The organism is Haloferula helveola (assembly GCF_037076345.1).
GTDB lineage: Bacteria > Verrucomicrobiota > Verrucomicrobiia > Verrucomicrobiales > Akkermansiaceae > Haloferula > Haloferula helveola.
On the sequence record NZ_AP024702.1, the window covers coordinates 2,374,860 to 2,388,223 of the forward strand.

Here is a 13,364-nt window from a genome sequence, read left to right on the forward strand (position 1 = left end):
CTAGAGAAGCGCCGCTCCGACGCCGGCACATCCGACGACCACCAGCCACGACGGCGCTTTGGCGAAGGTCAGAGCCGCAAAGGCAGCAAGGGCGATGCCGAAGTGAACCGCTCCCCGGACGCCCTCCATCCAGACCGGATTGACGAAAGCGGCGAGCAGGATGCCCACCACCGCCGCGTTGGTGCCGGTCAGTGCGGCCCGCGCCTCAGGCCGGGCACGCAGGAGTTCCCAAAAGGGTAAAGCGCCTCCGACCAGCAGCAGTGCCGGGAGGAAGATCGCGACCAGGCAGAGCAGTCCCCCGCCCCAGCCGCTGGGTCCGTACTCGAGTCCGGCTCCAAGATAGGCCGCGAAGGTGAAAAGCGGTCCCGGGACGGCTTGGGCGGCGCCGTAGCCGGCGAGGAAAGATTCATCTCTGATCCAGCCCGGTGGGACGACTTCCGCCCGGAGCAACGGCAGGACGACATGGCCACCCCCGAAAACCAGCGATCCTGCGCGGTAGAAGCGGTCGAAAACCGTGAGGCCGGCGGAATCGGTCCAGATCGCCGCGAACGGCAGACCGATCAAGAGGATCGCGAAGAGCGTCAGTGCAATCGCCCCGGATCGACTCGCAGCCGGCCCAGGGGCGGGCAGATTCCCCTTTTCACGCCGACGATAGACGATCCAGCCAAAGGTCGCGCCGATGCCAATCGCGCCGAGCTGCCCGACCACGCCCGGCCAACTGAGCAAGGCCGCGGCGAGCACGAGAGCGAGGGTGCGTCGCGGCCAGTCGGGACAGAGCTTGGTCGCCATTCCGACCACCGCATGGGCCACCACCGCCACCGCCGCGAGTTTGAGCCCTTGGAGCCAACCGGCGTTACCGATCTCACCGAGTGACGAGACTCCCAAGGCGAAGAGAATCAGCAGCATCGCCGAAGGCAGCGTGAAACACAGTGATGCAATCAGACCGCCGGGAAGTCCGCCCCGGCGGAGGCCCAGTGCAAAAACGACCTGGCTACTCGCCGGGCCAGGAAGGAACTGGCAGAGGGCGACGAGGTCCGCATACGCCTCCTCGTTGAGCCATTTGCGGCGGACGACGAATTCCTCGTGGAAGTAACCGAGATGCGCGACCGGGCCGCCGAACGAGATCAGGCCCAGCTTCAGGAACGCGGTGAATATCTCGCCTAGCGGCCGCTGCATCGGGGCGAACGATGACCGGGCGAACCCCCAAGGTCCATCCCCGGACTCAGCCGACCAGAACCATCACGACTCCCGCAATCGCCGCGATGCAGATCGCCAGAACGAAGAAGACGAGCAGGGCGTCAAAGGAATCGGTGAGTTTCATGATCTAACCGTAATGTGACGGTCCTGTCACAACAACCTCCCGATTGTGACAATTTCTGTGACGCCGGTGTCACCTTGGGGGCACAGCTCTTCCTCAATTCGGCCCTTTTTGGCATCTTGAGGCACTAAATGCCTAAAAACCCCGCATAAATGACTCCTCAAACGGAGCCTCGGTGGCTTCGCCGAAATCGACGACGAGCACCGGCTGGGGACCTTCCCCTTCATCGGGAAAGGTGATCGTACCCGAGAGGGTCATCCAGGTGTTGTTTTCCACCTGCGGCAGGGCCTCGGGCTTGAATCGGGCGATGATCGGGATCGGGCGGCTGTCGGCGGCGCAGCAGGTGATGAACAGCCGATAGAGCCGGTATTCGCCAGGTTTGCCATCGGCATCGGCGACCAGACGGCCCTCGGTGACGACCGACATGCCCTCGACCAGCTCGCGCATTTCCGGATCGGCGCTGCTGAAGAACAGCTCCATCAGCGGGAACTTCCTGTAGCCGTTCTCATCGGGCGGGTGCTGCTTCTCGATGATCTCCTTGGTCAGTGGCGGCAGGACCGAGGAGAGAAACAACGAGCCGGCGTCGGACGGCGAATCGTTGAGGCCCTTTCGCGACAGCGCCGCAATCGAATACTGGTCCTTGGTCCACGCGACTCCGAGGAACAGCGGGACGACCATGATCAGAAATGCGGCCAGTGGGTGTACGTCCAGCGTCTCGTGATCATGCTCGTCCTCGGGTCCGTGATCGTGACCGCAACTTGCCACCTCGCGGGCGGTCAGCAGGGTGAACAGCCCCATGACGATCAGCCCGAGGCCACCGGCGAAGGCGATCAGGCGGAAGTCCGGCGCCAGGTACTTCACCAACCGGTTGCTGGTGTAGAAGTAAACCAGCACGCCGCCCCAACTGATCAGGGCGATGGACCGGAGGGCGCGGCTGAGGACTCGGTTCTTCACGGGTTGAGCGCGTTGATGCCGAACTGCCAGGCGATGGCGCCGAGGCCGATCGCGAGGAACAGGCCGAGGCAGAGAAGTAGGATGAAACGGCGCTTGAGCACCGTCTGGTAGAGGAAAATCAGCTTCACGTCCATCATCGGACCGAAGGTCAGGAACGCCAGCTTCGCGCCCCAAGTGAACTTGTCCAAGGTCGCCGCGATGAAGGCGTCCGAGGTGCTGCAGAGGCTCAGCACGAAGGCCAGCACCATCAGCGCTGCCGGTGCCTGCCACGGATTTTCGGCGAGACCGTCGAGCCACTTCGCGCCCGGCGCGATGCCGGTGTTGAACAGCGCGGTGATCGCCACGCCGACCACGAAATAGACACCCACGTCGGTGAAGTCGCGCATCGCCGAACGGAACGCCGCGATCATCCGGCTGCCATGCTCGTGGTCATGGGAGTGGTCGTCGTGATGATGATCGTGACCGCAGCAACCATCGTGATGATCGTGATCATGGGAATGATCGTGACCGCAATCGTGATGGTCGTGCTTGTCGCTTTCGGGTTCCTCCTTCGACAGGGAATCGAGCAGGCGCTGGCGCAGGATTTTGCGAAGCGGGAGGCGGGCGATCAGCAGTCCGACCCCGACCGCCACCAGGAATCCCAGCCCGAGCCGGGAGACCGTCATCACCGTGCTGGCACTGGCGGTGCCGAGTTCGCCCAGCGAAACCATCGGGCCCTTGAAGGCCTTCCAGGTTGAGAGCGCCGTGATCGGGTTCACGATCGGCGCGGCGAGCATGTAGGTCAGCGCGCACGACACCGGCAGGCCCTTCTTCACCAGCCGCCGGATCACCGGAACCACCGCGCACTCGCAGACCGGCAGGATCCCGCCTAACAGACCGGCGACCAGCACCGCCGGAAGCGTCCGCTTCGGCAGCAGCCGGTCCATGGTATTGGCCGGCAGGTAGATATCGATGAAGCCGCTGATCAGCGTTCCGAGCAGAATGAACGGCGCCCCTTCGAAAAGGATGCTCAGGAAGGCGAAAGCGAAGTCCTGTCGGGCGTCTCCGGACACGGCCGGAAGGATGGCCACGGAAGCGGGGGATGCAACGTCGGAGTGGGGGGAGGGGAACAGCGAAAAACGCGAAGGGACGCGAAAGTTTCCGGAGCCGCTTGTTTGTCACTCCAGCCTCTCCCTCAACGCTTCGCTCGGCAGGGCGCAGGCGTCGCCTTTGCCGAACCAACGGTAGCGGTGCCGGGCGATGAAGTTGTAGAGCGCATTGCGGAGAGGGCGGGGGATAAGGCGGCCGGCGATGGCGAATGCCCGCCAATGGCCGCCGAGCGCGTCGAGGATCGCCAGCACGCCGTCGGAGCGGTCGAGCGTGCGCTCGCCGGTCTCGACCAGCATGGTCTCGGGCGCGCGGTTGCCATCCGTCTCGAGCTTGGTGAACCGGACCAGCTTCTCGCGGTCCTCATCGGCGACGAAACGGATGGTGTTCGAGCACATCAGACACTCGCCGTCGAAGCGCACCAGCAGCGGTCGTTTCGCCTTCGGCTTCAGCCAGGCCGGGTCGAAGGTGAAGAGGTGGATCATCAACATCCCGAGACTGAGATCGGCGAAGTCGACGACCGCCACGATGCCGAAATGCATCAGCACCAGCGTCAGCCAGATCCACGGCCGGGTCCGCGACCACAGCGCCAGCGGCAGGAACAGCAGCTCGGCTGCGAGCGTGCCCCAGGTCATGACCTTGAGCAGGCCTTCGGGCAGCGAAAGCATCAGGTCGCGCATCCAGCCGGGACGGGCCAAGGGGTTCTCTAACAGAAATCTCATGGCCGAGCCGTCGGTCCAGCTCGGCGAACTGAGCTTGGTGATGCCGGAAAAGGTGTAGCCGGCCGCCATCAGGATCCACGCACAGCGGAAAACCCACTTCGGCATCGCCCAGTCGGCATTGCGGGGTCCGCGGCTCCACGGCTCGCCACCGGGCACCAGCAGCGAGAGCACGAGCAGGAGGCCGATGTAGGGCACCGATGGGTTCGAGATCAGGTTGTTGCGGTGGAAGAGGGCGGTCCAACCGAACCACAGCACCAGCGCCGCCGGCTTGCGCCAGACACCGGCGGTGAAGAGCAGCGAGGAGCCCGCGAGAAGTACGACAATCGCCGTAAGCCAGCCGTCGGGGATCGGCAGGTCGAGGGGATTCGGGAACAGGCCGTGCGCCGGGTTGATCGACGGATCACCGATCAGCCCGCCCGCTCCGAACAACTCGCCGGCCCACGGCGCGAGGTGCAGGAAGTGCACGCAGAGGTAGCTTCCGAAAAGGATCCGGAAGATCGTGAACTGCCATGGGGACATCGCTTTCATGGGTAGGTCCAGGGGCCCTCGGCTTCGCCGTCGCGCGGCGTGATCGTTACCCGCAAATCGGCCACATCCGCCGGGATGTCCAGTTCGCGTCGCAAAGTGGATGACGGATCGAGCGCCTCGGCCAGCAGCGGATCGCGCAGGTCCTCGGGGAGACGCGGCGCGAAGGCCAGCGTGGCGCCGTAGACGTTGCGACGGTTGTAGGGCCCTTCGAGCCGGGCGTAGCGCTCGGGGTCGAGGTCGCAGGTCCATGCCGTTCCGTCAGCCTGCCGTCCCTCGAGCCGGAAGCTTGCGGCGAAGGCCTCGTAGCCGTCGGCCTCGCAGAAGACCTTGGGAAACGGCGCGATGCCGGTCGCGAGCCCGAGGCCGCGCATGACTTTCGAGCCGACGAGGTAGCCGGTCATCTGCAGCATGCCGAGCACGAGCAGGACGATGGCGATGCGGTTGCGGGTTTTCATGGGTTCAATGGTGCGCGGACTTCAGTCCGCTTGGTGGTTCCGGGATGATACGGACCGGAGTCCGCGCGCCGTCGCGGCCGCCGACCGTGCAAGGCTGCTTGTGCTTTCGGCCCGCGTTCGGAAGGCCTTCCTCTCGCTGCGATGCGCCGCAGATCCCGCCGGACTCCTGCTCCTGGGCCGAGGCGTAGCAGGCCCAGCGTTTGCGGCAGCCGAAGCAGGTCGGGGGCAGGGGGGTCTTGTGGATGTCGCGGAAGGCCAGCATTTCACCGAAACGCTGCTCGCCCCGGGGGGTGAAGCCGCAGCGCTTCGGTGATGCCGACGGGTTCTTCAAGGTTCCGAACAACCAGTCGAACAGGGGGAGATCGGCGTAGTTCTGGCTGTGATGCTTGTACTGGTGATGCACCCGGTGGCTCTCCGGCCGCTGGATGATCCAGCCAACCCATCGCGGCGTGCGGACATTCCAGTGGTAGAAGTACTCGGCGATCGCGGTGATGCCGGTGTAGATCGCGGCCGCCTGCACCGACAGGCCGAGCAGCGTGTAGACGATCAGCGCCGAGAGGACCGAGTTGATCAGGATCTCCACCGGGTGCTTGTAGAAGCTGGCGAGCAGTTCGATCCGCCGCGGCGAATGGTGAAGTTGGTGGCAGAGCCGCCAGAAGAAGTCCGACTCGTGACGCAGCCGGTGCCAGAAGTAGTAGATGAAGCTTGAGACGAAGTAGGCGATCCCGGCGGCGGCCCATGGGTTCATCCACTCGCTGAGGCGGAGCAGCGAGACCGAGGAAAGCCAGCGGTCCCAGCTCAGACCCGCGACGATGACGATGCCCAGCTGGGCGACGTTCACGAACAGGATCCGCAACCACCACCAGCGGACGGTGGGCAGCTTCTGGCCCGGCCAGAGGCGCTCAATGGCGACCATCAGGGTCGCGACAATGACGAGAATGAGAATCACCGTGGCACCATGCCCCGAAATCGACATCGAGCGTGAGTCGAATGGATTTGCCAAAACATCGACAAAACTGATACACGCCGCAATGCCCCAACCCCTCCCGAACCTCCACCACCTCGAGTTGTTCTACCATGTGGCCAAGGCCGGGGGCATCACCGCGGCGGTGCGCTCGATGCCCTACGGCATCCAGCAGCCGGCGGTGAGCGGCCAGATCAGCCAGCTTGAGAAGGACCTCGGCGTGCGCCTGTTCCAGCGGCGGCCGTTCCAGCTCACACCGGCCGGACGGGAGCTGTACGAATTCAGTGCTCCGTTCTTCGGTGGACTCGGCGTGGTGGCGGAGAGGATCGCCGGCAAGGCGTCGAAGCATCTGAGGCTCGCCGCGCCGGCCACCGTGATCCGCGAGCACCTCCCGTCGGTCCTCGAGGCGGTGCGCAAGGATTGCCCCGAGCTCGAACTGTCGCTCTTCGATGCCGACCAGCGGACGATCCACGGACGGCTCGAGCGCGAGGAAGTCGATCTGGCGATCGCCGAGCTCGAGGACAAGCCGCCGTCGGGGACGCACAGCGAGCTTCTCATTACGATGCCTCTCGTACTTCTGGTGCCGGTCGCTTGGAAGCGGGCCGGTCTCGGCCTCGAGGAACTCGCGGCTTCGAAGCCCTTGATCCGGCCGGCCGACGACACGTCCATGTCGCGCCTGTTTGCCAAGGGCCTGAGCCGCGCCGGCATCCACTGGCCGTCGCGGATCGAGGTCAGCACCCTGGAGTTGGTCGAAGCCTACGTCGCGCGCGGATTCGGAGCCGGCCTCAGCGTGATGGTGCCCGGCGTAAAGCTGCCGAAGGGTGTCGCCGCGGTGGCGCTCGACGGCTTTCCCGAACTGAAGATCGCCGGCCTGTGGCGTGGAAAACTCGGCCCGCTGGCGGAGAAGGTGCTGGGTGCTCTCAAAGAGCGGGCCCGGCGGTGATGCCACAAGGAGCGGCGTCTTTCAGGCGCCGTGCTGCTCGTCTTCGCGATCCGGGCGCCCGCCGATGCGGACGAGTTCTCCCCAGACTTCACCGAAGAGCCCCCGGACCCGACAGCGGAAGAGCAGTTCCCGGGCCTCGGTGGTTTCTCAGACTCCGCGTTCCGACAGCCTGCGCAGAGCCCACTCGGCGTGCTCCGCAATCAACGGGTCCGCATCTGTCGCAGCCTGCCTCAATGCCGGCAGGTCGTCTTCGGTGCCCGTATTTCCGAGCACAACGCATACGTTCCTCAGGAACCGCGGGCGCTTGATGCGTTTGATCGGGCTCTTCCGAAACAAAGTACGGAACTCCTCGTCGTTCAGCGACAGGAAGTCGCGTGCCTTCAGAGCAAAGACCTCCTCCCGCGCATGGAAGCTCGCCTCACGGGAAAGCCTGGCGAAGCGGTTCCACGGGCAGACCTCAAGGCACTCGTCGCAGCCGTAGAGCCGGTCGCCGATTGCGGCACGGAACTCTTCCGGAATCGGGCCCTTGTGCTCGATGGTGAGGTAGGAAATGCAACGGCGGGCGTCGACGCGGTGCGGCGCCGTAATGGCATCGGTCGGGCAGGCGTCGATGCATCGGGTGCACTTGCCGCAATGATCGCCGAAGGGTTGGTCAGGCGGCAGGTCAAGGGTGGTCAGAAGTTCGGCGAGGAAGAACCAGGTGCCGAGGTGGCGATGGATCTGCACGGTCGACTTGCCGTTCCATCCGAGTCCGGCGTCGGTCGCGAAGTCGCGCTCGAGCACCGGGCCGGTATCGACGTAGTAGCGCTGGGTGCCGCCGAGTTCCGACATCGCAGCGTCGAGCTGCTTGAGCTTTTTCTCGATCAGGTCGTGGTAGTCGTCGTTCCACGAGTAGCGCGCGATCCTCCAGCCGGTGTCCGGGTTGGGGCCGGGATAGTAGTTCAGGGCGAGGGTGACCACCGACCTGCAGCCGGGAAGCACTTCGCGCGGGTCGCAGCGCCGGTGCGGCGTGCGTTCCATCCAGCCCATGTCGCCATGGCAGCCGTCATCAATCCACGACTCGAAGGCATCGGCATGGCTTGCCCTCGACGCGGCCGCGATCCGGCAGTCGTCGAAGCCGAGCTCGGCGGCGGCGGACTTGATCGATTCGGCGGGCGTCATGCTGGAGGGCATTGAACCGCCAAGTCGCCAAGACCGCCAAGGGAAGAGTTCTTTCCGAAGCCCGGGCATGTCCGAACATGACCGGCTCTCCTGACAAGCGGGACGGATCGGCCCTGTAGCGGCGGCATGATCAATCGATGGTATGCCGCGATGGCCACACTCCTGACTTTGGTGAGCGGAGCAAACGCGGACCGGATCGGCACCTACAACATCCGCTACGACAATCCCGGAGACCGCAAGTCGGGCAACGCGTGGGAGCAAAGGGCACCGGTCGTGGCCGGCATCATCCGTTTCCACGACTTCGACATCGTCGGCACCCAGGAGGGCTTCCGCCATCAGGTCGACGACCTCCGCAAGCTGCTCCCCGACCACCTCTGCTCTACCCACGGCCGGGACAACGGTGCGGAGCAAGGCGAACAGATCGCCATCTTCTTCAAGAAGGACCTCTACGAGCTGGCGGCCGATGGCTGCTTCTGGCTCTCCGAAACTCCCGACAAGCCAAGCAAAGGCTGGGACGCGGGGCTGCGACGGATTTGCGGCTGGGCCCAATTCAAGCCGAAGTCGGGTGGCGATCCGTTCTACGTCTTCAGCGTCCACTTCGACCACCGCGGCGAACAGGCGCGGCAGGAAAGTGCGAAGCTGCTGCTGGCAAAGGTCGATGAGATCGCCGGAAATGCCCCGGCCTTCGTCCTCGGCGACTTCAATGCGGATCAGAACAGCACGACCTACCGGCTCCTCGAGGACTCTCCACGGCTGGCCGACACCTTCCGCACCTCGGAATTCCGATTCGCTCCGAATGGCACCGCCAACCGATTCGACGCGGCATCGATGACGTCCAGCAGGATCGACCATGTCTTCGCTCCGGAAGGCGCGGCCATCGCGCGCTTCGGCATCCTGACCGATACCTACCGGGTCGCGAAATCAAGTGAGGCTGCCGATCAGACGTCGGGCAATTTCCCGAAGGAGGTGAAATTCGGCGACTTCGAGATCCGCCTGCCTTCGGACCACTATCCGGTGCTGGTGGAGACCCGCTGACCTTCAGGCGCCGCCGGTGAAGTGGTAACGGGCGCTCTCGAGGATGCCGCACGCGATTTCCTCGGCATCAAGCTCGGAAGTATCGAGCTCGAGATCCGCGACCTCCCGATACAGCGGCTCGCGCTCGGCGAGCAGACGGTCGATCCTTTCGCGCGGGTTGTCGGTGGCCAGCAGCGGCCGGTCCCGATTGCGTTTGGTGCGGGCGATGATCGTATCGGGCGAAACCTGCAGCCAGACGACGAAGCCCAGCTCCTTGAGCAGGCGTCGGTTGCGGCGTCGGCCGATGATCCCTCCGCCGGTGGCGATGATCGCGCGCCCAGCATCCTTCGATCCGAGCTCCTGGAGCACAGCCGCTTCGAGCTGGCGGAACATTTCCTCGCCGCGCCTCTCGAAGATCTCGGTGATCGGCATACCGGCCTTCGACTCGATCAGATCGTCAGTATCGACAAACGGATAGCCGAGCATCTGGCCGAGCCGTCGGCCGATGGTCGACTTCCCGCAGCCCATGAAGCCGACGAGGATGATGTTTTTCGGAATTTCCGAGCTCATGGACCGACGCTAACCCGGAGCGGGTCCGGCGGGAAGGAAGGAGACCAATTACCCGGCCACCGCGTTCCAAGCGTGCCCCATTTCTACACTGGCGGCCCCGCGCGGGCGGCACGAGTATCGGGCCATGAGCGAGGACATTCTCTGGAAAGGCAGCCCGTCCCAAATTCTGAACCTCGGCAAGCACCTCGTCGGTGTGCTGCTGCTGGCGGGCATCGGTGTCGGGGGAGCATTCTTCCCGCCGGTCTGGTTCGCGATCCCTTTGCCGCTGCTGTGGATGCTGTGGAACTACCTCAAGGTGCGCTGCCGGGTCTACGAGCTGACCAACGAGCGGCTCCGTCTCTACGACGGCGTGCTCAACCAGACGATTGACGAACTCGAGCTCTACCGGGTCAAGGACACCACCATGGACCGGCCGTTCTGGTTCCGCATGTTCGGCTTGTCGACCTTGCACCTCGACACCTCCGACCGCTCGCATCCGAAGGTCGATCTCGAGGCGATTGCCGACGGTGTGAACCTGCGCGAGACATTGCGCAAGCAGGTCGAACACTGGCGCGACCGCAAGCGGGTGCGCGAGGTCGACTTCGAGGATGGCGACGACATGGAAGGTGACGGCCTCGATATCTGATCCAGTTTCCAGGGAATGAGCCGACTTGGTCAACTTCCCACTGCTGGAACCGCCAAGGCGCCAAGGACGCAAAGATGGAGAATAGCGCGTTCCTTGGCGTTCTTGGCGACTTGGCGGTGAATCAAGCGGCGTCAGTATTGTTTGGGAAAGTGGGCTGAAGCCTACAGCTCCTCGCTTCCGGCACTCGGTTTGAGGACGAGGATGCTGCCGAGCACGATCGCCCAGATGCCATACTTGCCCGGAGAGTAGCGGCCGCGACCTGATCCGCCTCCCACCCAGATCGCGCCGACGCCCAGCAAGATCGCGATGATGCCCAGCAGGCGGATGCGGTTTTTCGGGCGCGGCGGGGGAAGCATCGCCAAGGCCGCACGCGCCTTTTCCGCCAGCATCTCGACCTCCACCTCGTCGAGCAACCCGTCGAGGTCCTTCTGGTCGAGCGCCTTCTTGATCGTCGAGTTGGTCGCGCCCTTCAGCGCCAGATCCTCGACCAGTTCCTTGGCTTCGAGCCGTGCGGCGCCGATCGGTCGTTCGTTCATCGTGGTATCACATTGAAGCGGATCACCACCGCGATCGCCATCCCGCAGACACCGGCGATGATGTAGAACCAGCGGAGGTTGCTCCGATCGAGATTGCCGACCCAGTGGTCGACGACGGTTGCCGAGACGGCACTCAGGGTGAAGAGAAGGATCGCAAGCGCCAGGGCGCGGGTGGAGCGGTAGGGCAGATCCGGAGGAAAGACGTAGCCGCCCGCCAGCCCGAAGCCGACCATGAACACGACGAACATGGCGACCCGCAAGGGAGTGAACTTGAGCTCCATGTCTTACGGGACAAACAGTACCTTGCCGTCACGCTCAGGCGATCCGTTGCGTGCGAAAGCCGCGGCGAAGTCGGCAAGCGGATGGGTCGAGTCGACCGGTAGCTTCAGCTTCCCGTCGGCCATCACCTCGGCAAGGCGTTGGTAAACGCCGCGCACCTCGTCGACCGACGCGTGACGAAGCCACTCGGTCAGCCAGAAGCCGCGGAGCTGGAGGTTCTTGAATATGAGCAGGCCGTTCGGAACCTTGAGCGGCTTGCGCCCCATCGCGCCATAGGTGACATGGATGCCGCCGGGGCCGAGGATGTTCATCAGGCGCAGCGCGCTGTCCCCTCCGACGGCATTCAGCGCGAGAGCCGGACGGTCGGAACCGCAGATCGACTTGGCGGCATCGACACCATCGGAATCATCGAGCAGCACGTGGTCGGCGCCGAGCGCCTTCAGTTCGTCGAAGAGCGACTCGCGACGTACGAGATTGATCGTACGAAGCCCGAGCAGCGGGGCGAGCTGGATGACCGATTGGCCCACGCCCGAGTTGGCGGCGTTCTGCACCACCCACGAGCCTTCCGGCAAGGTGGCGAAGCCGGTCAGCATTTGCCATGCGGTCGCCGGGTTCACCTTCAGCATGGCGGCCTGCACCGGATCGATGCCCGCGGGAAGCTTCACGAGAGTCGAGGCCGGCACGACCGTTTCCTCGGCCCAGAGTTCGGCCTGGGCGATGAAGATGCAACGGTCGCCGGGGGCGAACTCCGCCGAGCGGCTTTCGGTCACCTCGGCGCAGCCTTCGATTCCCGCTACCGCCGGCAGTTCGGGTTTCACGCCGTACGTGCCCTCGATGAAATTCAGGTCGGCGGGATTGATCGGCGAGGCCAGCACGCGCAGCCGCACGTCGCCGTCGTTGAGTGAGGCGGGCTCGTGGTCTTCGAGTGAGAGAACATCGGCGGCTTGGCCGAAGGTTGAGAAACGGAGGATCTTCATGGGAACATGCCGCGCTGGCTTTTGACTTCGGCGACGGTCTGGATGGCCAGCGCCTGGGCCGCCGTGCGATGGGCGAGCCCGTGGCGTTCCGCGAACTGCAGGACCCGGTTGAACGCGCCCTCAAGAATGGTTTCGAGGCGGGTCAGCACCTCGCGCTCGGTCCACCGGTAGCGCTGCAGGTTCTGCACCCACTCGAAGTAGGACACCGTGACGCCGCCCGCATTGGCGAGGACGTCGGGCACGACGAAGATGTCGCCGCGTTTCTCGAAAACCGCATCCGCCTCGGGGGTCGTCGGACCGTTGGCGCCCTCGACCAGCACCTTGCACTGGAGCCTTGGCGCGTTCGCTCCGGTAATCACCATGCCGCACGCCGCCGGCGCGAGCACGTCGCACGGCTGGCAGAGCATCTCCGCAGGATCGATGGCGTCCGCACCGTCGAAGCCGACCACCCCGCCGGTCTTGGCGACATGGTCGGAAAGCTTCTGCACGTCGATGCCCTTTTCGCTCCACAGCGCTCCGGTGACGTCCGAGATGCCCCGGACATCGACGCCATATGACGCGAGCGTCAGGGCGGTGTGGAGACCGACGTTTCCGAATCCCTGGACGACCGCCGATGCCGAGCGCAATGCGACGCCGAGCTTGTTGAGCGCCCGCGAGGCGAGGAAGGCGACGCCGTGGCCGGTGGCGCGCGTGCGGCCGGCGGAGCCTTGGAGGTTGATCGGCTTGCCGGTGACGATGCCGGGAACGAGATGGCCGGCGTGGGTCGAGTAGGTGTCGAGCATCCATGCCATCGTCTGCTCGTTGGTTCCCATGTCGGGCGCCATGACATCGATCTCCTCGCCAATGAACGGGATCATTTCCATCGTGTAGCGACGGGTGATCCGCTCCTGCTCGCCGAGGGAAAGGTGGCGCGGGTCGCAATTGACGCCGCCCTTGCCGCCGCCGAACGGCAGGTCCATCAGCGCGCACTTCCAGTTCATCCACATCGCCAGCGCCGCGACTTCGCCGAGCTCGACGTCCGGATGGAAGCGCAGGCCGCCCTTCACCGGCCCGCGGGTCAGGTGGTGCTGCACCCGGTGGCCGAAGTAGACCTGGGTCGATCCGTCGTCGTGTCGCACGGGGATGGTGACGGTGATCAGGCGTTTCGGCCACTTGCAGCGCTCGCGGAGCTCGTCATTAAGCTCGAGGAAGTCGGCAACCTGATCGAACTGTTCCGCCGCCATGGCGAAAAC

Annotated in this window: 15 protein-coding genes; 3 read left to right on the forward strand and 12 right to left on the reverse strand. The window is 64.7% G+C overall.

The window, feature by feature from the left end; all coding sequences use genetic code 11:
• The 6 genes from chrA to HAHE_RS08720 form a co-directional block, all read right to left on the reverse strand.
• Positions 1 to 1,176: a chromate efflux transporter gene (chrA, locus tag HAHE_RS08695; protein ID WP_338690244.1), complete on the reverse strand. Its 1,176-nt coding sequence runs from the start codon at positions 1,174 to 1,176 to the stop codon at positions 1 to 3.
• A 277-nt stretch (positions 1,177 to 1,453) separates the two neighbouring features.
• A complete protein-coding gene (locus tag HAHE_RS08700) occupies positions 1,454 to 2,272 on the reverse strand; it encodes a DUF1980 domain-containing protein (protein WP_338690246.1) in 819 nt (272 codons plus the stop codon).
• Entirely contained in the window at positions 2,269 to 3,342 is a 1,074-nt protein-coding gene (locus HAHE_RS08705; RefSeq protein ID WP_338690247.1) for a permease, read from the reverse strand. The genes HAHE_RS08700 and HAHE_RS08705 overlap by 4 nt, the downstream gene beginning before the upstream one ends.
• Before the next feature lie 87 nt (positions 3,343 to 3,429).
• Positions 3,430 to 4,608 carry a DCC1-like thiol-disulfide oxidoreductase family protein gene (locus HAHE_RS08710; RefSeq protein ID WP_338690248.1) on the reverse strand — a complete coding sequence of 393 codons (1,179 nt, stop codon included), beginning with the start codon at positions 4,606 to 4,608 and terminating at the stop codon, positions 3,430 to 3,432.
• Positions 4,605 to 5,063, reverse strand: a complete 459-nt coding sequence (locus HAHE_RS08715) for a hypothetical protein (RefSeq protein ID WP_338690249.1) — start codon at positions 5,061 to 5,063, stop codon at positions 4,605 to 4,607. Before HAHE_RS08715 ends, HAHE_RS08710 begins: the two co-directional genes overlap by 4 nt.
• Positions 5,064 to 5,067: 4 nt before the next feature.
• Positions 5,068 to 6,012 (reverse strand): sterol desaturase family protein, encoded by a 945-nt coding sequence (locus HAHE_RS08720; protein WP_338690250.1) that lies wholly within the window; start codon positions 6,010 to 6,012, stop codon positions 5,068 to 5,070.
• An 82-nt stretch (positions 6,013 to 6,094) separates the two neighbouring features.
• Here HAHE_RS08720 and HAHE_RS08725 point away from each other — a divergent pair, with 82 nt between their 5' ends.
• Complete coding sequence (locus tag HAHE_RS08725) at positions 6,095 to 6,970, forward strand: LysR family transcriptional regulator (RefSeq protein WP_338690251.1); 876 nt, start codon at positions 6,095 to 6,097, stop codon at positions 6,968 to 6,970.
• Positions 6,971 to 7,117: 147 nt separating this feature from the next.
• Here HAHE_RS08725 and queG read toward each other — a convergent pair whose 3' ends face one another.
• On the reverse strand, positions 7,118 to 8,131 hold the full coding sequence (gene queG, locus HAHE_RS08730; RefSeq protein ID WP_338690253.1) for a tRNA epoxyqueuosine(34) reductase QueG: 1,014 nt from the start codon (positions 8,129 to 8,131) through the stop codon (positions 7,118 to 7,120).
• Positions 8,132 to 8,257: 126 nt separating this feature from the next.
• Here queG and HAHE_RS08735 point away from each other — a divergent pair, with 126 nt between their 5' ends.
• A complete protein-coding gene (locus tag HAHE_RS08735; protein WP_338690255.1) occupies positions 8,258 to 9,166 on the forward strand; it encodes an endonuclease/exonuclease/phosphatase family protein in 909 nt (302 codons plus the stop codon).
• A gap of 3 nt (positions 9,167 to 9,169) precedes the next feature.
• Here the strand turns inward: HAHE_RS08735 and HAHE_RS08740 are convergent, their stop codons facing one another.
• Complete coding sequence (locus HAHE_RS08740; protein ID WP_338690257.1) at positions 9,170 to 9,715, reverse strand: shikimate kinase; 546 nt, start codon at positions 9,713 to 9,715, stop codon at positions 9,170 to 9,172.
• 124 nt (positions 9,716 to 9,839) lie between these two features.
• Here HAHE_RS08740 and HAHE_RS08745 point away from each other — a divergent pair, with 124 nt between their 5' ends.
• A complete protein-coding gene (locus HAHE_RS08745) occupies positions 9,840 to 10,340 on the forward strand; it encodes a PH domain-containing protein (protein WP_338690259.1) in 501 nt (166 codons plus the stop codon).
• A gap of 161 nt (positions 10,341 to 10,501) precedes the next feature.
• On the opposite strand, the gene HAHE_RS08750 is transcribed toward HAHE_RS08745, so the two are convergent.
• Genes HAHE_RS08750 through HAHE_RS08765 form a run of 4 tightly spaced genes read right to left on the reverse strand, consistent with a single transcriptional unit; the run spans position 10,502 to position 13,355 of the window.
• Positions 10,502 to 10,876, reverse strand: a complete 375-nt coding sequence (locus tag HAHE_RS08750) for a hypothetical protein (protein WP_338690261.1) — start codon at positions 10,874 to 10,876, stop codon at positions 10,502 to 10,504.
• Entirely contained in the window at positions 10,873 to 11,157 is a 285-nt protein-coding gene (locus HAHE_RS08755; protein ID WP_338690263.1) for a hypothetical protein, read from the reverse strand. The genes HAHE_RS08750 and HAHE_RS08755 overlap by 4 nt, the downstream gene beginning before the upstream one ends.
• 3 nt (positions 11,158 to 11,160) lie before the next feature.
• Positions 11,161 to 12,132 (reverse strand): 2-enoyl thioester reductase domain-containing protein, encoded by a 972-nt coding sequence (locus HAHE_RS08760; RefSeq protein WP_338690265.1) that lies wholly within the window; start codon positions 12,130 to 12,132, stop codon positions 11,161 to 11,163.
• Entirely contained in the window at positions 12,129 to 13,355 is a 1,227-nt protein-coding gene (locus HAHE_RS08765) for a Glu/Leu/Phe/Val dehydrogenase (RefSeq protein WP_343218206.1), read from the reverse strand. The genes HAHE_RS08760 and HAHE_RS08765 overlap by 4 nt, the downstream gene beginning before the upstream one ends.
• Positions 13,356 to 13,364: the final 9 nt, after the last annotated feature.

Coding starts and splice junctions, on each gene's coding strand:
- chrA (WP_338690244.1), bottom strand. CDS start 1,176: ATGCAGCGGCCGCTAGGCGAGATATTCACCGCGTTCCTGAAGCTGGGC.
- HAHE_RS08710 (WP_338690248.1), bottom strand. CDS start 4,608: ATGAAAGCGATGTCCCCATGGCAGTTCACGATCTTCCGGATCCTTTTC.
- HAHE_RS08715 (WP_338690249.1), bottom strand. CDS start 5,063: ATGAAAACCCGCAACCGCATCGCCATCGTCCTGCTCGTGCTCGGCATG.
- HAHE_RS08725 (WP_338690251.1), top strand. CDS start 6,095: ATGCCCCAACCCCTCCCGAACCTCCACCACCTCGAGTTGTTCTACCAT.
- queG (WP_338690253.1), bottom strand. CDS start 8,131: ATGACGCCCGCCGAATCGATCAAGTCCGCCGCCGCCGAGCTCGGCTTC.
- HAHE_RS08735 (WP_338690255.1), top strand. CDS start 8,258: ATGATCAATCGATGGTATGCCGCGATGGCCACACTCCTGACTTTGGTG.
- HAHE_RS08740 (WP_338690257.1), bottom strand. CDS start 9,715: ATGAGCTCGGAAATTCCGAAAAACATCATCCTCGTCGGCTTCATGGGC.
- HAHE_RS08745 (WP_338690259.1), top strand. CDS start 9,840: ATGAGCGAGGACATTCTCTGGAAAGGCAGCCCGTCCCAAATTCTGAAC.
- HAHE_RS08750 (WP_338690261.1), bottom strand. CDS start 10,876: ATGAACGAACGACCGATCGGCGCCGCACGGCTCGAAGCCAAGGAACTG.
- HAHE_RS08755 (WP_338690263.1), bottom strand. CDS start 11,157: ATGGAGCTCAAGTTCACTCCCTTGCGGGTCGCCATGTTCGTCGTGTTC.
- HAHE_RS08760 (WP_338690265.1), bottom strand. CDS start 12,132: ATGAAGATCCTCCGTTTCTCAACCTTCGGCCAAGCCGCCGATGTTCTC.
- HAHE_RS08765 (WP_343218206.1), bottom strand. CDS start 13,355: ATGGCGGCGGAACAGTTCGATCAGGTTGCCGACTTCCTCGAGCTTAAT.